Source organism: Hymenobacter sp. BT559 (genome assembly GCF_017571525.1).
Classification (GTDB): domain Bacteria; phylum Bacteroidota; class Bacteroidia; order Cytophagales; family Hymenobacteraceae; genus Hymenobacter; species Hymenobacter ginsengisoli.
This window is the reverse complement of record NZ_JAGETY010000003.1, coordinates 355,921-376,191: the sequence shown is the minus strand read 5'-3', so window position 1 is coordinate 376,191 and position 20,271 is coordinate 355,921. Positions and strand designations below refer to the sequence as shown.

Annotated in this window: 17 protein-coding genes; 5 read left to right on the top strand and 12 right to left on the bottom strand. The window is 60.5% G+C overall.

The window, feature by feature from the left end; all coding sequences use genetic code 11:
• Nucleotides 1–11: 11 nt before the first annotated feature.
• Together J4D99_RS06195 and J4D99_RS06190 are read right to left on the bottom strand one after the other, a co-directional pair.
• Nucleotides 12–1,160: an efflux RND transporter periplasmic adaptor subunit gene (locus J4D99_RS06195; protein WP_208130830.1), complete on the bottom strand. Its 1,149-nt coding sequence runs from the start codon at nucleotides 1,158–1,160 to the stop codon at nucleotides 12–14.
• 15 nt (nucleotides 1,161–1,175) lie between these two features.
• Nucleotides 1,176–2,552 carry a TolC family protein gene (locus J4D99_RS06190; protein WP_208130829.1) on the bottom strand — a complete coding sequence of 459 codons (1,377 nt, stop codon included), beginning with the start codon at nucleotides 2,550–2,552 and terminating at the stop codon, nucleotides 1,176–1,178.
• Between the two features lie 691 nt (nucleotides 2,553–3,243).
• Here J4D99_RS06190 and J4D99_RS06185 point away from each other — a divergent pair.
• The 4 genes from J4D99_RS06185 (at nucleotide 3,244) to J4D99_RS06170 (ending at nucleotide 9,888) form a co-directional block, all read left to right on the top strand.
• Nucleotides 3,244–4,821 carry a M28 family metallopeptidase gene (locus tag J4D99_RS06185; protein WP_208130828.1) on the top strand — a complete coding sequence of 526 codons (1,578 nt, stop codon included), beginning with the start codon at nucleotides 3,244–3,246 and terminating at the stop codon, nucleotides 4,819–4,821.
• A gap of 215 nt (nucleotides 4,822–5,036) precedes the next feature.
• A complete protein-coding gene (locus J4D99_RS06180; RefSeq protein ID WP_208130827.1) occupies nucleotides 5,037–5,855 on the top strand; it encodes a helix-turn-helix domain-containing protein in 819 nt (272 codons plus the stop codon).
• A gap of 51 nt (nucleotides 5,856–5,906) precedes the next feature.
• Nucleotides 5,907–7,496 (top strand): FAD-dependent monooxygenase, encoded by a 1,590-nt coding sequence (locus J4D99_RS06175; RefSeq protein WP_208130826.1) that lies wholly within the window; start codon nucleotides 5,907–5,909, stop codon nucleotides 7,494–7,496.
• A 187-nt stretch (nucleotides 7,497–7,683) separates the two neighbouring features.
• On the top strand, nucleotides 7,684–9,888 hold the full coding sequence (locus J4D99_RS06170) for a xanthine dehydrogenase family protein molybdopterin-binding subunit (protein WP_208130825.1): 2,205 nt from the start codon (nucleotides 7,684–7,686) through the stop codon (nucleotides 9,886–9,888).
• A 9-nt stretch (nucleotides 9,889–9,897) separates the two neighbouring features.
• Here J4D99_RS06170 and J4D99_RS06165 read toward each other — a convergent pair whose 3' ends face one another.
• From J4D99_RS06165 to J4D99_RS06125, 9 genes are all read right to left on the bottom strand, one after another.
• Nucleotides 9,898–10,317: a DUF7878 domain-containing protein gene (locus J4D99_RS06165; RefSeq protein ID WP_208130824.1), complete on the bottom strand. Its 420-nt coding sequence runs from the start codon at nucleotides 10,315–10,317 to the stop codon at nucleotides 9,898–9,900.
• Nucleotides 10,318–10,321: 4 nt separating this feature from the next.
• Entirely contained in the window at nucleotides 10,322–11,179 is an 858-nt protein-coding gene (locus tag J4D99_RS06160) for a dienelactone hydrolase family protein (protein WP_208130823.1), read from the bottom strand.
• A gap of 41 nt (nucleotides 11,180–11,220) precedes the next feature.
• Nucleotides 11,221–11,979 carry a helical backbone metal receptor gene (locus tag J4D99_RS06155; protein ID WP_309509572.1) on the bottom strand — a complete coding sequence of 253 codons (759 nt, stop codon included), beginning with the start codon at nucleotides 11,977–11,979 and terminating at the stop codon, nucleotides 11,221–11,223.
• Between the two features lie 197 nt (nucleotides 11,980–12,176).
• Nucleotides 12,177–13,247: a M42 family metallopeptidase gene (locus J4D99_RS06150; RefSeq protein ID WP_208130821.1), complete on the bottom strand. Its 1,071-nt coding sequence runs from the start codon at nucleotides 13,245–13,247 to the stop codon at nucleotides 12,177–12,179.
• A gap of 142 nt (nucleotides 13,248–13,389) precedes the next feature.
• Nucleotides 13,390–14,964, bottom strand: coding sequence for an acyl-CoA carboxylase subunit beta (locus J4D99_RS06145; RefSeq protein WP_208130820.1), 1,575 nt, complete (start codon nucleotides 14,962–14,964; stop codon nucleotides 13,390–13,392).
• A gap of 141 nt (nucleotides 14,965–15,105) precedes the next feature.
• A complete protein-coding gene (locus J4D99_RS06140; protein ID WP_208130819.1) occupies nucleotides 15,106–15,777 on the bottom strand; it encodes a DNA-3-methyladenine glycosylase family protein in 672 nt (223 codons plus the stop codon).
• A gap of 38 nt (nucleotides 15,778–15,815) precedes the next feature.
• Nucleotides 15,816–16,487: a metallophosphoesterase gene (locus J4D99_RS06135; RefSeq protein WP_208130818.1), complete on the bottom strand. Its 672-nt coding sequence runs from the start codon at nucleotides 16,485–16,487 to the stop codon at nucleotides 15,816–15,818.
• Between the two features lie 60 nt (nucleotides 16,488–16,547).
• The gene (locus J4D99_RS06130; RefSeq protein ID WP_208130817.1) at nucleotides 16,548–17,834 is read right to left on the bottom strand and encodes a cation:proton antiporter; all 1,287 of its coding nucleotides are present in this window, start codon (nucleotides 17,832–17,834) and stop codon (nucleotides 16,548–16,550) included.
• A gap of 75 nt (nucleotides 17,835–17,909) precedes the next feature.
• Complete coding sequence (locus J4D99_RS06125) at nucleotides 17,910–18,962, bottom strand: threonine aldolase family protein (protein WP_255555020.1); 1,053 nt, start codon at nucleotides 18,960–18,962, stop codon at nucleotides 17,910–17,912.
• A 95-nt stretch (nucleotides 18,963–19,057) separates the two neighbouring features.
• Here J4D99_RS06125 and J4D99_RS06120 point away from each other — a divergent pair, with 95 nt between their 5' ends.
• The gene (locus tag J4D99_RS06120) at nucleotides 19,058–19,564 is read left to right on the top strand and encodes a hypothetical protein (protein WP_208130894.1); all 507 of its coding nucleotides are present in this window, start codon (nucleotides 19,058–19,060) and stop codon (nucleotides 19,562–19,564) included.
• Between the two features lie 53 nt (nucleotides 19,565–19,617).
• Here the strand turns inward: J4D99_RS06120 and J4D99_RS06115 are convergent, their stop codons facing one another.
• Nucleotides 19,618–20,142, bottom strand: coding sequence for a metallophosphoesterase family protein (locus tag J4D99_RS06115; protein ID WP_208130816.1), 525 nt, complete (start codon nucleotides 20,140–20,142; stop codon nucleotides 19,618–19,620).
• Between the last annotated feature and the right edge of the window lie 129 nt (nucleotides 20,143–20,271).

Genomic DNA, 20,271 nt, shown 5'->3' with positions numbered 1-20,271 from the left:
GACGGACCTTTTTACTTGCCGGCCCCAGGCCCGGCCGGCGCGGCCACGGGGGCACCGGGCGCGCTAATTTGAATTTTGCCGCCATCGCGCAGCTTCTGCACGCCTTCGGTCACGATTTTATCACCATCGCGGATACCGTTGAGAATCACGATTTCGTCGCGCAGGCGCGGGCCTAGCTGCACTTTGCGCTGCTTGGCGCTGTCGCCGAGGGCCACGTACACGAAGTTTTCGCCCATCTGCTCCACAATGGCTTTGTTGGGGATGACAAGGCGGCTGCCCGACTTGGTATTGAGCACTTTCAGCACGCCGCTCAAGCCATCTTTCAGCTGGTGCTGGGGGTTGGCAAATTGCACGCGCACCGTGATAGTCCCGGTCTGCGAGTCCACGCCCCGGTCGATGGTTTGAATCTTCCCCGGCTGATTATACAATTGGCCGTTGGGCAGCACAAAGCGCAAAGTCGAGTCGCTAGCCCCCCCTTTTTGGTTGAGCAGCGTGGTGAAGCGCGGAATATCCGTCTCATTCACCGCGAAGTCTACCGCAATCGGGTTCTCGGTCGAAATGGTGTTGAGCAGGGTCGAGCCGGCGCTCACCTGCGCCCCTAGCCGCACCTGCGAGATGCCGATGCGCCCCGCAAACGGTGCTTTTATCGTGGCAAACCCCAGGTTGGTGCGCGCAATATTGACGGCGGCCTGGGCCGCAGCCACTTGGGCCGAGGCGGTGCTGGCGGTGGTAGTGGCGTTTTCGGCCAGCTGCCGGGCCACGGCATCCTGCTGCAGCAGGCGCTGGTAGCGCACCTGGTTTACCTGGGCATTTTGGGCCGAGGCCTGGGCGCTACGCAGGTTGGCTAGGGCCTGCTGGTAAGCGCCTTCATACTGGCGCTTGTCGATTTCATACAGCACCTTGCCGGCCGGCACAAGGTCGCCTTCCTGAAAGTAGAGGCCCGTGATAAAGCCCGTCACCTGCGAGCGCAGCTCCACGCTCTTGAGGGCCACCACAGTGGCCGGGTACTGGTCATAGTACACAGCGTCGGTGGTGCGGGCCGTCACTACGCTCACCGGGGTAGGGGGTGGCGGGGCATTCTTTTTCTCGTCTTGCTTGCCGCACGCGGCGCTGGCCAGCAGGGCCGCCATGGCACACATAGCCAGGTACTTGGTCGTCATAAAGCGAAAGCGTAGTTAGTAGTTGGTGGGCAGCGTGCCCAGCGTGCGCAGTAGCTCCACCTTGCTGGTAAGCACTTGAAACAGGGCGCTGTAGTAGTTGAGCTGCGAAGTGCGCAGGGTGGTTTGGGCCACAAGCAAATCGAGGTAGGCCTTGATGCCCTCGCGGTATTGCAGGTCGACCACCTTGTACACCTGGCGCGAGAGGTCGAGGTTTTGGCGGCTCTGCACGTAGGCCTCAAAGTAGCCCTTGTAATTGGCCAGGGCCGTGGCGTACTCGGTCGTTACCTGGTTGCGGGTGCTCAGCAGGTCCTGGTCTACGCGCTGGTCTTGCAGGCGAGCGCGGCGCAGGTTTTGGGTGCGCCGAAAGCCCGTGAACAGTGGCAGCGCCAGTTGCAGGCCGGCATACGAGTTGGGGAAGCGTTGGCGGTACTGCTCGCTCACCGAGTTGTTCTGATACACCGAGTTGTAGTTGCCAAATGCCGACAGCGAGGGCAAAAAGCCTAGCCGGTAATAATCGACGGTTGTGCCCTGGAGTGACTTTTGCGTGAGCACCTGCTGATACTCAATGCGGTTGGCGGGGTCGAGCTGGGCCAGGGTGTCCACCACGGCTTCCTGCTCCAGCTGCAAGGTATCGTACTTAAGCGCTATGAGCTGCGTGGCCGGAAAGCCCATCAGCTGCTGCAAATAGGCCGTGTTGGCCTTCACGCCTTCCAGGGCCTGCTTGCGGCTGGCCTTCGAGTTGTTGAGCGAAATCTCAGCCTGCAGATAATCGGTTTTATCGACAATACCGGCGTCGTAGCGGGCGCGCGCATCCTGGTAGTTGCGGGCCAGGCGCCGGATGTCTTCGTCATACACCTGCGCCTGGCGCTGCGACAGCAGCACGCTATAAAAAGCCTTGCTGGCGTCCGACACGGTCGCGATTTTATTATTGACCGTGTTTTGGCCCGCCGCCAACCGGTTGAGGGGCGCCTGCCGGCTCGCCAGCCGCACGTCGTTGTTATAAATCACCTGCGTGCCGCTTAGGCCCAGCGTGGTCACGTTGGCCACCCCTAGCTGGCGCGGCGTCGGAATGCCGGTGGTGGGGTCGGGAAAAATGGTGTAGGGCAACCCAAAATAGTGCTGCGTCACGCCGGTTACGCCCACCTGGGGCAGCCAGGCGGCCAGGGCCACGCGGTTGCCGGCATCCGTAATGCCTTCGTCGAGGCGGGCCTGGCGCACCAGCGGCTGGTAGGCCAGCGCGTAGCTCAGCACCTGGGGCAGGGTGAGCGGGGCGGCAGGGGGCGGGGGGGGCGAATCGGGCAGGTTTTGGGCCCTAGCCAGCCCGGGCACCAGCAACAAGCACCCAAGCAGCGCCCGTAAGCGGCCCGGCTTGGGGTAGCGTAAAATCTTCATAAGCGACAACAACCGGATATCTCCGGCAAAGGTTATGGCGGGCCGTGGCGCAGGGCGCGGGCCTACGTGTGCCGGGCTACAACAAGAAGCCCGGCCAAATGGCCGGGCTTCTTCAATAAAAAAACATAATCGGTTCAGGTTAACGGGCGCTTTCGTAGCCAACTAGGTGCTCAGTCTGTTTGTGAAAGAAATTAAATAATTAACTGTATAACAAAAGGTTATTGCTAAAATATTCTATCTTGTTTAGTAGGTGCGATGCCACGTTGTCTTTGCCGGCTAGCAGCGCTTTATAGCTGTGTTTGGCCACGCGAGCGCGGGGCGCTTCGGCCACCAGCCTGGCGCGTGGCAGCCTGGCTTTGTGGAAAAAATAGGTATCTGCTACTCTGGACTAGCTCGTCCTGGCTGCGGGCCGCGAGCACGAGGCTATGCTTGTCTTGGGCGAAGCACTTGGAGCCGCTGCCGCTGGTGCCGCCCGTAATGAGGGTAGTTTGCTGGTGGCCTGCCTTGCTAAAATAGAGCTTACATCCAGTAGAATAGTACGTTTCCTAACGAGCGCGGGCAGGGAGCGGTTAATATCGGGCTTTAAAACGCCCCCTAGCTAACTGGCATAAACCTGACGCAACGCTCGCGTGGTAGTCGTGTCATTAGGCACTGGCTACCTTTCTTTCGCTTAACCCAAGCTTCTTCTTTGATGCAAAAACTACTTGCTGCTCTCACCGCCGCTAGCCTGCTCGCCACGCCCGCGCTGGCCCAAACCGCCGAAAAGCTCGACGCGGCTGCCCTGACTAAAATCAAGGAAGAAGGCCTGAACCGCTCGAAGGTGATGGAAACCGCTTTTTACCTCACCGATGTGTGCGGCCCGCGCCTGGCCGGCTCCGAGGGGCTAGCCCGCGCCAACGCCTGGACCAAAAAGCGCCTCACCGACTACGGCTTGGCCAACGCCAACGTGGAGGCCTGGGGCGACTTCGGCCGCGGCTGGGACATCGACAAGAGCTATGTGGCCATGACCGCGCCCTACTACCACGCCATGATAGGCGTGCCCAAAGCCTGGACGCCCAGCACCGCCGGCGCCCTGCGCAAGCAAGTGGCTTACGTAAACGTGAAAACCGAAGCCGACCTGGCTAACTATAAAGGCCAGCTGCGCGATAAAATCGTGGTGCTGCCGGTGGCTACGCCGCCTCAGCCCAACTTCGAGCCCGATGCCCGGCGTCTCAGCGCCGAAGACCTGCAGAAGCTTTCCGAAGCGCCCGCCGGGGGCGGAGCCCCCACCGCGGCTAACCGCCCCGCCGAGGCTAACCCGGAAGCCCGCCGCGCCGCCATGCTCGCCGCCCGCGAGCTGCGCATGAAACTGAACGACATGCTGATGGCCGAAGGCGCCGCTGCCATCCTGAGCCCCGGCCGGGGCTCTGATGGTACCGTCTTCACCACCAACGGTGCGCCTTACGCCGCCGACGCCAAGCCGGTGCTGCCCGAGCTCGAAATGAGCGCCGAGGACCAACTGCGCCTCATCCGCCTCGTGGAGGCGGGTATTCCAGTCGAGCTGGAAATGGAAACGAAAACCCATTTCCAGAATCAGGACCTGAAAGGCTACAACGTGGTGGCCGAAATCCCCGGCACCGACAAGAAGCTGAAAAGCGAAGTAGTGATGCTCGGCGGCCACCTCGACTCGTGGCACGCCGCCACCGGCGCCACCGACAACGCCGCCGGCGTGGCCGTGATGATGGAGGCCGTACGCATTTTGAAGGCTAGCGGCCTCAAGCCGCGCCGCACCATCCGCATTGCCTTGTGGGGTGAGGAGGAAGAAGGCCTGCACGGCTCGCGCAACTACGTGAAAAACCACTTTGCCGACCCCGCCACCATGCAGCTCAAGCCCGACCACGAGAAGCTGGCCGCCTACTTCAACCTCGACAACGGCGCCGGCAAAATCCGCGGTATCTACGCCCAGGGCAACGAGGCTGTGAAGCCTATTTTTACCGCCTGGCTAGCCCCATTCGCCGACATGGGCGCCAGCACCGTGACGCTACGCAACACCGGCAGCACCGACCACATCGCCTTCGACGCCGTGGGCCTGCCCGGCTTCCAGTTCATCCAGGATGGCTTGGATTACTTCGCCCGCACCCACCACTCCAACCAAGACACCTACGACCGCCTGGTGGCCGACGACCTCAAGCAGGCCTCGGTAGTAGTAGCCTCGTTTGTGTACAATGCCGCCATGCGCGACCAGAAGCTGCCCCGCAAGCCGCTGCCGACTGCCGCGAAGCCACAGTAAGGAGCTTTTTAGGCGGCTACCAGTTGGGCGAGCTTAACTTGATTTTGCTTTAAAGCTGGGCTGATAACGCCGGGGGAGGTTTGCAGCAGCAATCGTTACTTGATTGTGCTGCAAACCTCCCTTTGTTGTGTCTGGTGAAAACGGAAGCGCTTAACAAAAGGCAGTAGCTATCGCCTAGCCCACCATCTGCCGAGTAAGCTGGGCTATCTTTCGACATGCACCACCAGGAAGTTGAGCCTCCCGAAGCGCTTCGCACCACAATAAAGTGCTTTTGGTACACCCGCAGAGAGTTTGACGAGCTGCCAGCCAGCTTTGAGGTAGTGCCCGATGGCTATGCCGAAATTATCTTTCATTTTGGCGGCGCCTGTGGCATTGCTTCTCCCAAGGGCTTGCAGCCGCTGCCTTCTCCCTTTCTGGTAGGGCTGCTCAACCAGCCCATTACCTTTCACACGCAGCACCGGTTGGAAGTGATTGGGATTCGGTGCTTTCCCTGGACGGTGTTTGAGCTGCTAGGCCTGCCGGCTGGCCAAGACGGCGTGCGCGTTATGGCGCACCCTATCGCGCAGCTGCAAGCCACCCTAGCCAAGTGTGTAGCAGCTGGTGAGATAGCTGAGGCGCTCGCCCAGCTAGGGGCCTATTTTTTGGCTGACCATTCGCAGGTGGCTAGCGATAGCCTGCTCGACAAAGCGGGCGCCGCAATGCGCGATGCCCGTGGTACCCTGCCGGTAAGCCAGATTGCGGAAGCCGCGCATGGCACCGTGCGAACGCTGGAAAGGAAGTTTAAGCAAGCGGCCGGCTATACGGTCAAGGAGGTGTCTTCGCTGATGCGCTTCGAGCAGGTGCGCAACCACCTTTGGTGGCAGCCGGGTAGCAACCTGGCCGGCCTGGCGCAGGAGCTGGGCTATACCGACCAGGCGCATTTAAGCCGGGAGTTTAAGCGCTACAGCGGCACTACGCCCGCCGCCTTTGCGCGCAAGGCCAACGCCGCGCGCCGGCTGGCCGGCCCCGATTTTGTCGCGTTTATACAAGCCTAGCGCAGGGGCGCTCCGGAATTTTGTGCTGCACTACTGCTGCACACAAATACCATGGAAACGATAGTTGACCGCGCCCCCTCTGCCCACCAGTCACCGGTTTATGATGTCATTATTGCCGGCGCCGGGCCGGTGGGGTTATTTCTCGCCTGCGAGCTGGCGCTTGCCAAGTGCTCGGTGCTGCTCCTGGAAAAGGCCGAGCACGCACAATCACCCTTAAAACGGCTTCCATTTGGAGTTCGGGGGCTTAATGCGCCTTCTATCGAGGCGCTGTATCGTCGGGGGCTGCTCCAGGAGCTGGAGGTGCCCAAGCTTAGCTTTTCTCCCGCCGCCCCGGCTCCTGGCCAGCGCAAGCAACCCCAAGGGGGCGGGCATTTTGCGGGTATTCAGATTCAACCCGATAAACTAGACCCTGCGCAGTGGCCGTACCGCCTGCCCAGCCCAACCGACAACCAGATACTGACTGAGTTGGCGGAGCTGGAAACCGTGCTGGCCCGCCGCGCCGAAGCGCTAGGGGTGGTCATCAGGCGCGGGCTGGCCATTACGGCCTTGCAGCAGACGCACGAGGGCGTAACGGTTCAAACCGAAACCCAATCCTTTACTGGGAAGTGGCTAGTGGGGTGCGATGGCAGCCGGAGCGTAGTGCGCAAGGCCGGCGGGTTTGAGTTTGTGGGTACCGAGCCCGAGTTTACGGGTTACACTGCTCTGGTTGACCTGGCCGACCCGGAGAAGCTCAAGCCCGGCCGCAACGTAACCCCCACGGGCATGTATATGCAGCCGCAGCCCGGCTACCTGATATTGCAGGACTTTGATGGCGGGGCCGCGCACCAGGCGCAGAAGCCCATCACCGCCCAATACGTGCAGGCCCTGGCCCGCCGCATCTCGGGTACCGACGTCACTATCAAGGCGCTGCACCTGGCCACGACTTGGACCGACCGCGCCCGGCAGGCTACCACTTACCGCCACGGCCGGCTGCTGCTAGCCGGCGATGCGGCCCACATTCATTCGCCGCTGGGCGGCCAGGGCCTGAACCTGGGCCTTGGCGATGCCCTCAACCTGGGCTGGAAACTCGCCGCCACCATTCAGGGGCAGGCCCCGGACGGCTTGCTGGATAGCTACACTTCCGAACGCCACCCCGTGGGGGCGCGGGTGCTGGATTGGTCGCGCGCCCAGGTGGCCATCATGCGCCCCGACTCCTCGGCCCGCGCGCTGCACGCCATTATCCGCGACCTGATGGACACGCGCGACGGCGCTACCTATGTTGCCGGGCGGGTGTGGGGCATTACCACGCACTACAACCTCGGCGGCCGCCATGCGCTGGTAGGCCATAGCGCACCCAATTTTGAGCTGGAAAATGGCTTAATGCTGGGCGAACTGCTGCGCGATGGCAAGGGAGTCTTACTTGATTTTGCGCAGAATACTTCTCTCAAAGTGGCGGCCAGCGACTATGGCAACCGCTTAAACTACGTAGCGAGCCACGCCCAGGCGCAGCTAGGCCTAAGCGCGGTACTCATACGCCCAGATGGGGTAGTGGCCTGGGCCGCTGACCATGACCCGGATAGCCGGGAATTTCAGGAAACCGCCGCTCGCTGGTTTGTCCATACGCCCGCGCTTCAGCCGGCTAGGCAAACTGCGCTTCCTTAAGGAAGCTAGTTGGCTGAGCTTTTTTGGGTTATGGGCTCGCTAGTAGCTGCAGATTAAAAGGGGGCTAGCGGCGCAGGTAAATAATATAGCTACAGCAGGGCTAAATAGCTGCAGCGGGGCTAACGCGGAGACTAAAATGGCGTAAACCCTGGCAAGCTCATCCTGCCGTTTACTGTCTTCCTACTCTATGCCCGCTCCCCACATTGGCCAGCCCCGCAGTCGCGTCGACGGCCACCTGAAAGTAACGGGCCAGGCCCGCTACGCCGCCGAGCACGCCGTGCCGGAATGCGTGCATGGGGTGCTGGTTACCAGTGCCATTGCCACCGGTCGCATTACGCACCTCGACACTACTGCCGCGGCCCAGTTGCCCGGGGTGCTGGCCATCGTGTCGCACCTGAATTCGCCCAAGGTGCCGGGCTACGAAAACCCGCAGCCCGACGAGCGGGTGGAAGGCCAGCAGTTTCGGGTATTCTTCGACGATAAAATCTATTATAGCAACCAGCCGGTGGCTCTGGCTATCGCTAGCACCCTGGAGCAGGCGCAGTACGCCGCCTCGCTCGTGCGCGTAGCCTACGAGCACACAGCCCCGCAAACGGATATTGCCAAGGGCCTAGCCCACAGCTACAAGCCTAAAAAAGAGAAAGACCACTTGCGCGGTCAACCCCAGGCCTACAAAACGGCCCCGGTGCAAATAGCCCACGAGTACCAGACGCCGCTGCAAGTGCATAACCCCATGGAAATGCACGCGGCTATTGCCCAATGGCAGGGCAACCAGCTCACGGTCTGGAATAAAACCCAGGCGCCCTCGCTGGCCCAGAAAGATTTGATGAAGCTCTGGGCCCTGCCCAAGGAGAGCGTGCAGGTGCATTCACCGTTTGTGGGCGGGGCGTTTGGGGGCGCCTCACGCATTTGGCCGCCCGAGATGGCGGCCATTTTAGGGGCGAAAGTGGTGGGCCGCCCGGTGAAAGTAGTAAATGCCCGCGAGCAGGAATTTAACATGGTGGGCTACCGGCCGCGCTCGGTGCAGCGCGTGGCGCTGGGGGCGCAAGCCGATGGCACGCTGGTGGGTGTGTCGCACGAGGCGTTCGGCATGACGTCGCGCTACGAGCAGTTCACCGAGCGTATTCTGCACCCCACCAAATCGGGCTACCGCTGCCCCAATGCCGAGCTGACCTACCACCTCGTGCCGCTCGATATGAGCACGCCCGCCTGGACGCGCGGCCCCGGCGAAACCACCGGCTCGTTCGCCATCGAGTCGGCCATGGATGAGCTGGCCTATGCCCTGAAGATGGACCCGCTAGCCCTGCGCCTGAAGAATTTTGCCGAGACAGACCCCGAAAACGACAAGCCCTGGAGCAGCAACTACCTGCGCGAGTGCTACGCCCAGGGCGCCGAGAAATTTAATTGGAGCCAGCGCAACCCCACGCCCGGTGCCACCCGCGACGGCGACTGGTTGGTGGGCCAGGGCATGGCCATGGGCATCTACCACGCCTCGCGCGCTAAGGCCAGTGCCCGCGCCCGCTTGCTGCCCGATGGCACCCTAGTGGTGCAAAGCGCTACCGCCGACGTAGGCCCCGGCACCGCCACCGTCATGACTCAGATTGCGGCCGACGCCAGCGGCGTCGCCCCCGAAAATATCCGCTTCGAGCTCGGCGACGCAGCCTTTCCAGAGGCGCCGGGCCAGTTTGGCTCGCACACCGTGGCCTCGGTGGGCGCTGCCGTGCATGATACCTGCGCGGCGCTGCGCCAGCAGCTTATTAACCTGGCATTCAGCATGCCCGGCTCGCCCTTCGCCCATGCCAAGCTTATCGACCTTGTGGCTGAGGGCGGCAGCGTGCGCCTGGCTAGCCACCCCGCCACCAGCCGCGCCTACGGCGACGTGCTGCGCCAGGCCGGCCAGCCCGCGCTTGAGGTTATGCACGAGTCGCCCGAAGTACCGGAGAAGGGCGAGAAGTCGGGCAAGTCGTTCTGTGCCAGCTTTGTAGAAGTGCGCGTGCACGTCCACACCCGCGAAGTGCGCGTGAGCCGCGTCGTATCGGCCATCGATGCGGGGCGCATCATGAACCACAAAACCGCCCGCAGCCAGGTTTATGGCGCCATCACCTGGGGCCTGGGGCTAGCCCTGATGGAAGACGCTGTGCTAGACCACCGCTTCGGCCGCATCACCAACCACGACCTGGCCAATTACCACGTGCCCGTCAACGCCGATATTCCGACTGCTATCGACGTAATTTTTATCGACAAGCCCGACGACTACCTCGACCCCATAGGCGCCAAAGGTCTAGGCGAAATCGGTATCGTCGGCTTCAGCGCCGCCATTGCTAATGCGGTGTACCACGCCACCGGCAAACGGGTACGGGACCTGCCGATTACGCCGGATAAGCTGCTTTAAGCAAGATTATTAATTGGCGAACAACCTCATATCTGAGAATCCAACCCCGTACTCTTGCTGAATAGTCGCGTTTAATTCGCTCAGAAAGTTGTGAAAACAGTGAGTTATTTCACCTAAACCGAGAATAGTTTCGGGATAGTTTGTCGCCCATGCCGAGTAGATAGTGTAATGATGACTATCAAGTTTTGTAAGATGTAAAACCGGATTTTCTGTGTACTCATCTGATGAATAATCAAAATCTGCTAAAAAGCCTATTCGTACTTTAGCCAGCCAACTTTGAATACTGAGCGCAAAATCAAGAAGGGAAATTCCATCATCAAAAAACACTGAATCTTCAATAAGGACGATTAAGTCTCCGTCTAATGCGGCGTAAGGATATTTTATTAAAGCCTCCTTATTGACTTGGGTGATATTAAATACAAATCTCATGCTATTACCCCAGCTTCTCCTTAAACAGCCGCAACGTGCGCTCCCAAGCTAGCTTAGCTGCCTCGGCATTGTAGCGAGCGGGCGAGGTGTCGTTATTAAAAGCATGGTTTACGCCTTCGTACATAAATAGCTCGTAGGGAATGTGCGCCGCTTTCAGGGCCGCTTCGTAGGCCGGGATGCCGGCGTCGATGCGCTGGTCGAGGCCAGCGTAGTGCAGCATCACATTGGCTTTTATCTGGGGCACGTCTTCGGCCTTGGGCTGCTGGCCGTAGTAGGCCACGGCGGCGTTAAGCTTGGCGTCGTGCACCGCGAGCTGGTTGGCTAGGCCCCCGCCCCAGCAGAAACCCACGCAGCCCGTGCGGCCGTTGCACTCGGGCCGGGCGCGGAGGTAGGTGAGGGCGGCCAGGTAATTATTCAGGTTTTTACTAGGGTCGAGCTGTCCGATTAATTCGCGGCCCTTGTCCTCATCGGCGGGCGTGCCGCCTAGCACGCTCAGCGCATCGACGCCCAGCGCCAGGTAGCCGGCTTGTGCCACGCGCCGCGTCACATCCTTGATGTGCGGCGTAAGGCCCCGGTTTTCGTGGATTACGACTACTGCCCCACGCTTTTTCCTGGCCTTGGGGTGCACCAGGTAGCCGCTCACGGTGGCGCCATCGCCGGGCCAGGTCACGTTTTCTTCTACCAGGTCTTCGGCTAGGGGCGAAATAGTGGCTGCCTGCGCATAGCCGGGCTCCAGCACCGAGAGGGCGGTGGTAGCCAGGGCCGCACTGCCCGCCAGCACCAGCAGACGGTCCAAAAATTCCTTGCGCGAAAGCGGGCGGTGGGTGTACTCGTCGAAGAGGTTGATGATGCGCTGGTCCATGCGGGCGGGAAGGTTAGAAGCGCAAGGTATTGCCGGCCTGCTTATTCCGTGCCCACCGCCTGGCGCAGCCCCTGAAAATAGGCAGCTGAAAGGCGCAGCCGGCTGCCGTACCAGCTAAACAACTCGCCATCTACCACTTGAATTTTGGCTGCTGGGCACATTTCCTGAAATTCGGCCACGTGCTTTTCGCCAAACGGATACGGTTCGGATGATAAAAAAATATGCGCCGGGGCGACCCTGGCCAACTGCTCGGGCGTGATTTCGGGATAGCGACCCAGGCCCGCAAACGCATTGCGGAAACCCGCCCGCCGCAGCATATCGTCGATAAACGTGCCGCTGGCTGCCACCATGTAGGGCTTGCGCCAGATAAAATACGCGGCCGTGGCCAGGGGCGCAGCCGCCGCCAAGCGGAGCTTATCAAACGAGTGCTTGATTTCGGCGGCCAGGGGCTCAGCCAGTTGGGTCTTGGCGGTGAGGTCGCCCACGCGGCGTATCATATCAAGCGCGGCCGGCAAATCCACGATATCGCTCATCCAGACCGGGAAATGCTGGGCTAGCTGTGCGATACCTTCCTGATAGTTCTCCTCCTTATTACCGATAATCAAATCTGGTTGAGCTGCCTTGATTTTCGCAAAATCAAAGTTCTTCGTGCCGCCAATTACGCTGGCCGAATGGCGGGCGGTGGGCGGGTAAATGCAAAATTTGGTTACGCCCACCACCCGGTTTCCCAGCCCCAAATCAAATAATAATTCAGTTTGCGAAGGCACCAGCGAAATAATGCGCTGCGGCGGAAAAGGCACGACTACGCGGCGGCCCATTTGGTCTGTCTGAACCACGGATTTTTCGGATTTTTCGGATTCGTCGGATTTTGTGGATGGCTGGTGTTCGGATTAGTTAGTTCAACTAAAACGGCTGCCCAGTCGGGCAGCCGTTTTAGTTGGGTAGAAATGTCGGCTACAAAATTCGTGCAATCCGACTAATCCGAAAAATCCGTGGTTCAGACAAAATACCGGAAGTCCTGCTTGTCCTCAATGCGCAGCAGCGTTTCGTAGATGAGCCGGGTTACGTTCTCCACGTCGTCCTTGTGCACCGTTTCTACGGTAGTGTGCATGTATTTGAGTGGCAGTGAGATAAGTGCCGAAGCCACGCCCGCGCCCGAATAGGCAAATGCATCGGTATCGGTGCCGGTAGCGCGGGTGGCGGCGGCACGCTGGAACGGAATGTCCGTTTCCTTAGCCGTATTGATAATTAAATCGCGCAGGTTGTTCTGCACGGCGGGGCCGTAGGTAATTACCGGGCCTTTGCCGCAGAAGATATCGCCGCTGGTTTTCTTCTCATACATCGGCGACTGCGTGTCGTGCGTCACGTCGGTGATAATCGCCACGTCGGGGTTGATGCGGTGCGCTATCATTTCGGCGCCGCGCAGGCCAATTTCTTCCTGCACCGCATTCACGATGTAGAGGCCGAAGGGCAGCTGCTTGCCGTTTTCCTTCAGCATGCGGGCCACCTCGGCCACCATAAAGCCGCCGACGCGGTTGTCGAGGGCGCGGCCCACGTAGTATTTGTCGTTGAGCACTGTAAACTCGTCCTCAAACGTGACGACCGAACCCACGTGAATACCCATTTCCTCCACCTCGTCGGCGCTGCTAGCCCCGCAGTCGAGGAAAATGGTTTCGATGGTAGGCGCTTTGTCTTGCTCCACCTTGCGCACGTGAATAGCGGGCCAGCCAAATACACCTTTCACAATGCCTTTTTCGCCGAAGATATTTACCCGCTTGCTAGGGGCCACCAGCGCATCGGAGCCGCCGTTGCGACGCAGGTACAGGTAGCCTTCCTTGGTGATGTAATTCACGAAATAAGAAATCTCGTCGGCGTGCGCCTCGATGACGACTTTGTATTTCGCGTCGGGATTAATTACGCCTACTACCGTGCCGTATGTGTCGACAAAATAGGAGTCGATATAGGGCTTAATGTATTCCAGCCACAGCTTCTGGCCTTCTTTTTCGAAGCCAGTGGGCGAGGGATTATTCAGGTATTTCTCAAGAAATTCAAACGATTCAGGGCGCATAGTGTGCGGGTGTCATGCTGAGCTTGCGAAGCATCTTATCACGTTCGCAACGCTCGGGTGCAACATAAGTCTGGCGAAAGCAGCCGTGATAAGATGCTTCTTTCGTCAGCATGACAAACGGGTTTTACTTTTTAAGGTGGATTTACAGCGGAATGTTGCCGTGCTTCTTGCGCGGCAGGGTATCCACTTTGTTTTCCAGCATTTTAAAGGCGCGAATTAATTTCTGGCGGGTTTGCGAGGGCAGAATTACCTCATCTACAAAGCCGCGGTGGGCGGCGCGGTAGGGCGTGGCAAATTTCTGCTGGTATTCATCTACCTTCTCTTGCAGCTTGGCTTCGGGGTTTTCGGCGGCGGCGATTTCGCGCTTGAAGATGATTTCGGCCGCGCCCTTGGCGCCCATTACCGCGATTTCGGCGGTGGGCCAGGCGAAGTTGAGGTCGGCGCCGATGTGCTTGCTGTTCATCACGTCGTAGGCGCCGCCGTAGGCCTTGCGGGTGATGACGGTGATGCGCGGCACGGTGGCCTCGCAGAAAGCGTAGAGCAGTTTGGCGCCGTTGGTGATGATGCCGCGCCACTCCTGGTCGGTGCCGGGCAGGAAGCCGGGTACGTCTTCGAGCACGAGCAGTGGGATGTTGAACGAGTCGCAGAAGCGCACGAAGCGGGCGGCCTTGGTGCTGGCGTTGATGTCGAGCACGCCGGCTAGCACCGCCGGCTGGTTGCCCACGATGCCGATGCTGCGGCCCGCTAGCCGCGCAAAACCCACCACGATGTTCTCGGCAAAGTTCTGGTGCACCTCCATGAAGGAGTTGGCATCAATTAGGCCCTCAATTACTTCGCGGATATCGTAGGGCTGGTTAGCGTTGTCGGGAATGAGCGTGTCGAGCGCGGGGCGGCTTTCGTCCTGGCCAGCCTCGTAGGCCACGGCGGGGGCGGTTTCCTCGCAGTTCTGGGGCATGTAGCTCAGCAGCTGCTTGAGCTGCTGAATGATGACGACCTCATTGGGCGCCGTGAAGTGCGTGACGCCGCTCTTGGCCGAGTGGGTGCTGGCGCCGCCCAGCTCCTCGCTGGTCACGTTTTCGTGGGTCACGGTCTTCACCACGTTGGGGCCGGTTACGAACATATAGCTCGTGTTTTCGACCATCAGAATGAAGTCCGTAATGGCTGGCGAATACACCGCGCCGCCCGCGCACGGCCCCATAATGGCCGAAAGCTGCGGCACCACGCCGCTGGCCAGGGTATTCTTGTAGAAGATATCGGCGTAGCCGCCGAGGCTCACCACACCTTCCTGAATGCGGGCGCCGCCCGAGTCGTTGAGGCCGATAACGGGCGCGCCATTCTTCATGGCAAGGTCCATTATTTTGACGATTTTCTCGGCGTGCGTTTCGCTCAGCGAGCCGCCGAACACCGTGAAATCTTGCGAGAAAACGTACACTAGGCGGCCGTGAATAGTGCCGTAGCCGGTCACGACGCCGTCGCCGAGGTAATATTCTTTGTCAAGGCCAAAGTCTTTGGCGCGGTGCATCACAAACTTGCCAATTTCCTCAAATGAGCCTTCATCTAGCAGCAAGTCAATGCGTTCGCGGGCGGTGAGCTTGCCTTTTTTGTGTTGGGCGTCGATGCGGGCCTGGCCGCCCCCTAGCAGGGCTTCCTGGTTTTTGGCGGCGAGCAGCTCGGTTTTGGAAAGGGTAGGGTGGGTGGCTACGTGGGGGTCGGCCATTGGAGAGGGCAGGGGTAGAGTAACGTGGGCGTAAAGCCCAAAGATAGGCGGGGGTTGTAGAGACGCATCTTTGCGTCTCGGTGTTGAACGACATCCTCCGGGCGGTGCGAACGCCGAGATGCAAAGATGCGTCTCTACCAGCTAGCCGTCCCAACCCAAATCAGCGTTGATGGGCGGCGTGGGGTCGAGCGATTTCCACAAATACTTGCAGGCTAGCGAGCGATAGGGGCGCCAGGGCTCGGCTAGGGCCAGCATTTTCTTGTGCAGGGCGCGGCCGGTTTCTTCAATGCCGTAGAGCTTGCGCATGGCATTTTGCAAGCCCAGGTCGCCTTCGCTGAACACGTCGGGCTGGTCGAGGGCAAACATTTGCAGCATTTGGGCGGTCCAGCGGCCCACGCCTTTTATCGCAGTGAGATGCGTCGTAAACGCTTCCTCATCGAGCTGGCTCAGGTGCTCGTAATCGAGCAGGCCGCGCTCTTGGTAGTCGGCAATGGCCTTGAGGTAGCCGGCCTTCTGGCGCGACAATCCCGCTTCGCGCAGCTCGTCTTCCTCCATGCGCAGCACCTCGCGGGGCTCGGGGTAGCCATCGGGCCGGAAAAGAGCGGTGAAGCGTCGCCAGATGGCGGCCGCTGCTTTAGTCGAAATCTGCTGGCTGACGATGGCGCGCAGCAGCGCCAGGTACAGGTCTTCGTGGGCAGCCGGCCGCACCGGCCCGGCCACACTGGTAATGGCTTTGGATAATATTGGGTCGGCTTGGTGCAGGTGGGCTAGCGCGGCGGCGTGCCAGTGGGGTTCAGAAATTGAATCAGACATTGAGATTGCGCAATAGCCAGCCGGGGAGAGGCTAGCGGCTAGTGTATTTTGCCAAACGAATAAATATCCTCCGGCACAGTCGGGATAGCAACAGTGTCGAGTACCTCGCCAGTTTCGCTCAGGCGCAGGGCGGTAAGAAAATGGCCATCGGCGGCGCCCGTATCGAGGTAAATGGTGTTGGAAGTTTCGTCGCGCTCGGGGCGGTGGCTAGCGGTGGGCGTGTGGCCCACCACTTGCAACTGGCCGGTATAGCGCAGCGGCCCACGCCGCCACAGCACGCCTTCCGAACTGGCCGGGTCGAGTGGCGCAGGCACATCGGCAAAGCCAGCGTGAGAGAAAAGCAGGTGGTCGTTTTGCCAGCACAGCGGCCGTTGGCTTAGCCAAATGGCATGCGGGGGCAGCAGAGGGCGATGCCGCTGGTACTGCGCTAGCGTGGCCCGGCCGCCCCAGCCTAGCCAGGCTTTGTAAGGCCCGGATGCCCCGACATGCTCAGCCATTGCCCAGTCGTGGTTGCCTTTTAGAAAGACGGTTTTCTCTGGAAAATCCTGGCTGAGTTGGCGGCACAACTCCACGGTTTCGGGCGAGTAGTTGCCCCGGTCCACGAGGTCGCCGAGCTGCACCAGCGTTTCCTCGGCGGTCCGCCAGTGCGTGAGTATTTCGCGAAAAGTGTGCAGGCAGCCGTGGACGTCGGCAATCACAAAGAAATTCATAGGCTATTTCAAAAGCTAGCTAGCCAAGGTGCCCTTACAACGAACGGGGACGTGCAAAAGCTACTCGGCATGGGGTGGCGTAACGGGCTGCTGCACCGGCCGGCTCACCCCTAGCCAGCGTACCAGCGGCCCAATGGTAAGTCCTTGTCCAATAATAGAAAACACCACAATAACGTAGGTAATGCCCACCAGCAGCTCGCGCGGGGACGAGGCCGGCAGGCTCAGCGCCAGCGCCACCGACAGCCCCCCGCGCAGCCCGCCCCAGGTAAGCACCGGCACGCTATGCTGCGAAGGCTTGAATAGCCCGCTGCCGCGCAGCACTACCAGCGGCAGCCATACCGATAGCAGCCGCGCCAGCAGCACCACCACAATAGCCGCCAGCCCCGCCCCAATCATGCGGCCCGTAATGGGCAGCACCAGCGCCTCCAGCCCCACCAGCACAAACAGCAACGCGTTGAGTATCTCATCTATCAGCTCCCAAAACTTATCGACGTAGTCTTGCGACTGCTCCGAAAGCATACTGGCGTTGCGGCTGAAATGGCCCACCAGCAAGCCCGCTACCACCATTGCCAGCGGCCCCGATGTGTGCAGGCTGGTAGCCAATGCCGTGCCGCCCGCCACCAGCGCCAGGGTTAGCAGCACTTCTACCTGGTAGTTATCGACCGAGCGCAGCAGCCATGCGGCCCCCAGGCCTAGCGCGGCCCCTAGGGCTACGCCGCCCACGGCTTCCTGGGCAAATACGGCCAGGGCGTGGCCCAGGGTCACATCCTGGGGCCCTAGCTGCGCCATTTCCAGCAGCACCACAAAAAGCACCACGCCCACGCCGTCGTTGAACAGCGACTCGCCGACAATCTTTATTTCCAAATCTTTGTCGATGTTGGCTTTAGTGAGGATGCTCAGCACCGCCACCGGGTCGGTAGGCGAAATGAGCGCGCCAAACAGCAGGCAGTACACCAGTGGCGTGGCTAGCCCCAGCAGCGGCAGCAGCCAGTACATGGCCCCACCCACCAGCACCACGCTCAGCGGCGTGCCAATGAGCGCCAGTGTGCCCACCGACCAGCGCAGCCGCCCCAGCCGCCGGGTATCGACGTGGATGGAGCCGGCAAAGAGCAGAAAGCCCAGCATCACTTGCATCACCAAGGCGCTAAAGTCGATGGAGCCCACCACCTGGGCCAGGTCCAGCACCGGCGTCACGCCGAGCTTGGCTAGCCCCACTAGCGCGAGCGAAACGGCCAGCCCCAACACCATCAACCCAATCGCGGGCGGCATCTTGAGGAAGCGGTGATTGAGGTAGGCGAAGGCGGCAGCCAACACCAGCAGCAGGGCTAGCGCATTGTATACATTCATCCGAAAAAAGTAGGGGGCTACCTGGCCATACGCAGGCAGCCCCCAGGCGATTAGAAAGCGAGGCAAGAAAGGCCGCTAGGCTGCTAGCCCCGGCAGGGCCGCGATGACCCGGGCCAGCATCTCGGCGCTCACGTCGAGGTGCGTCACGAAGCGCACCCAGCTGCCCCCAAAGCCGCTGGCCTTGATACCCTGCGCCTCCAGCCGGGCCAAGAAGTTGGCCACGGTTAGGCGGCTTTCGTCGAGGCGGAAGATGACGAGGTTGGTTTCGGGCTCCAGAATTTCGGCCACGTAGGGCAGCGGGCGCAGCGCCTCGGCCAGCTGCGCCGCCGCGCGGTGGTCATCGGCTAGCCGGGCCACGTTGTTTTCCAGGGCGTACAGCCCGGCCGCCGCTAGGTAGCCGGCCTGCCGCCAGCCGCCGCCAAACAGCTTGCGCAGCCGCTTGCAGCCGTTAATAAACTCCCGAGAGCCCAGCAATACCGAGCCGACCGGGGCGCCCAGCCCCTTGCTCAGGCACACCGAGATGGAGTCGAACAGCTGGCCGTAGTCCTCACTGCGCTGCCCGGTCGCCACTAGGGCATTGAAAATGCGCGCCCCGTCGAGGTGCAGCGCTAGGTCCTGTTTTTTAGTAAAAGCCGCGATTTCTTCCAAATCTGACCAGGCGTAGCAGCTGCCGCCGCCGCGGTTGTGCGTGTTTTCGAGGCACACCAGGCGAGTGGTGGGGTAGTGCACATTATTGGCTGGGCGCACGGCGCCTGCCACCTGGCTGGCCGTGAGGCGGCCACGGTCACCGGGTAGTAGTGCTACTGAGGCGCGAGCGTGGTGCATGATGCCACCCACTTCCCACAAATACACGTGGGCCGTGGCCTCGCAAATAACCTCCGACACGGGCGCGCAGTGCGCCATGATAGCCAGCTGGTTAGTCATCGTGCCCGAGGGGCAGAACAGCCCGGCTTCCATGCCGAAGCGGGCAGCCAGACTGGTTTCCAGCTCGCGCACGGTGGGGTCTTCGTCATACACATCGTCGCCCACGGCGGCGGCCTGCATAGCGGCGAGCATGGCGGGGGTGGGGCGCGTCACAGTATCGGAGCGCAAGTCGATAAGGGGCAGGGGAGAAGCGGGTAAAGCCAAGGGATTGAGCAAAAGGTTTGGGATTTCAAAAGTAAAGCCTTATTTTTGCACCTCATTTGCCAGAAGTCCCTAGAAATTTAATTGTCCCGGAAATCATGTCCGTTACCCGTCTGAAGCGCAAGCACCGCAAAAACATTGCCCGTGCCAACAATGAAACGCGCAAAATCAAGAACTTGCTGCGTACGCCCGTGCTGAAAAACGTGGACCTGGACGAGCTGAAATCGCGCTTCGGCCAGTCGGCTCCCGCCACCGAAGCCGCTGAAAAAAAAACTTCTAGCGTAAAAGAAGAAGGCCTGCTGGCCAAAGTGGCCCACGCTGCTTCGGCTGCTGCCGACACCGTGAAGCACGCTGCCAGCGATGCCATCGACGCCGTAGCCCACAACAGCCTTGTTGAGAAAGCTACCGACGCGGTGCAGGAAGCTGCTCACAATGTAGTAGAAGGCGCCAAGCACCTGCTCGAAACCAAGAGCCCCGAAGAAAACCAGGCTACCGAAGCTAACCAGACCGGCACTGAAGGTTTCGACGCCGCTGAGGCCGTAACCAAGCCGGTGAATGAGGATGGCCAGGAAGGCGACAAGCCCAAGCCCGAAATTGCACTGTAATACTGCGTAGTAACTACTAAAAAAGCGTCTGGCTACTCTAGCCAGGCGCTTTTTTAGTGCCCTTCCGTATCCAGGCTGGCCGTACGGGGGCCTAGCTCCACGGCTTGCATGTCTACCACTTTGCTTTTGTCGATGCCAAAGCGCAGCAGCGTACGCACCTTATGAAAGCCATGCCGCCCGGCGGCCCCAGGGTTCAGCGTGAGCAGCCCAAGCTTGGGGTCGGGCATGACGCGCAAGATGTGCGAGTGCCCGCATACAAACAGCCCCGGCCGGGTTTGGGTCAGCAGCTGGCGCGCAGTGGGGGCATAATGCCCGGGGTAGCCGCCAATGTGCGTCATTACTACGCGTAAACCCTCGACCGTGAAGTTTTGCACCAGCGGCTCGGTGCACCGAATGTCGGTGCCATCGATGTTGCCATACACGCCCCGAAACACGGAGGCTAGCGCCGTAAGCTTCAAAATCAGCTCCGCCGAGCCAAAATCGCCGGCGTGCCAAATTTCGTCGGCGCCGCGCAAGTGGTGGGCAATGCGGTCGTCGAAGTAACCGTGAGTATCCGAAAGCAGAGCAATACGCGTCATAAGAGATTACAAAGATGCAGCTAGGCACTCAAGGCACCGAAAATCCGGCCAGCCCGTATCTTGCGGCGCGCCCCGCCGTATGGGGCAGGTATTGGCACGGGCGCTAGCCCACTACGCCGTTTCATTTGC

Bases quoted from the DNA above. Each gene is read 5' to 3' on its own strand.
- J4D99_RS06115 (WP_208130816.1), bottom strand. From the start codon at position 20,142: ATGACGCGTATTGCTCTGCTTTCGGATACTCACGGTTACTTCGACGAC.
- J4D99_RS06160 (WP_208130823.1), bottom strand. From the start codon at position 11,179: ATGGACCAGCGCATCATCAACCTCTTCGACGAGTACACCCACCGCCCG.
- J4D99_RS06175 (WP_208130826.1), top strand. From the start codon at position 5,907: ATGGAAACGATAGTTGACCGCGCCCCCTCTGCCCACCAGTCACCGGTT.
- J4D99_RS06190 (WP_208130829.1), bottom strand. From the start codon at position 2,552: ATGAAGATTTTACGCTACCCCAAGCCGGGCCGCTTACGGGCGCTGCTT.
- J4D99_RS06165 (WP_208130824.1), bottom strand. From the start codon at position 10,317: ATGAGATTTGTATTTAATATCACCCAAGTCAATAAGGAGGCTTTAATA.
- J4D99_RS06145 (WP_208130820.1), bottom strand. From the start codon at position 14,964: ATGGCCGACCCCCACGTAGCCACCCACCCTACCCTTTCCAAAACCGAG.
- J4D99_RS06130 (WP_208130817.1), bottom strand. From the start codon at position 17,834: ATGAATGTATACAATGCGCTAGCCCTGCTGCTGGTGTTGGCTGCCGCC.
- J4D99_RS06185 (WP_208130828.1), top strand. From the start codon at position 3,244: ATGCAAAAACTACTTGCTGCTCTCACCGCCGCTAGCCTGCTCGCCACG.
- J4D99_RS06180 (WP_208130827.1), top strand. From the start codon at position 5,037: ATGCACCACCAGGAAGTTGAGCCTCCCGAAGCGCTTCGCACCACAATA.
- J4D99_RS06135 (WP_208130818.1), bottom strand. From the start codon at position 16,487: ATGAATTTCTTTGTGATTGCCGACGTCCACGGCTGCCTGCACACTTTT.
- J4D99_RS06140 (WP_208130819.1), bottom strand. From the start codon at position 15,777: ATGTCTGATTCAATTTCTGAACCCCACTGGCACGCCGCCGCGCTAGCC.
- J4D99_RS06170 (WP_208130825.1), top strand. From the start codon at position 7,684: ATGCCCGCTCCCCACATTGGCCAGCCCCGCAGTCGCGTCGACGGCCAC.
- J4D99_RS06120 (WP_208130894.1), top strand. From the start codon at position 19,058: ATGTCCGTTACCCGTCTGAAGCGCAAGCACCGCAAAAACATTGCCCGT.
- J4D99_RS06195 (WP_208130830.1), bottom strand. From the start codon at position 1,160: ATGACGACCAAGTACCTGGCTATGTGTGCCATGGCGGCCCTGCTGGCC.
- J4D99_RS06150 (WP_208130821.1), bottom strand. From the start codon at position 13,247: ATGCGCCCTGAATCGTTTGAATTTCTTGAGAAATACCTGAATAATCCC.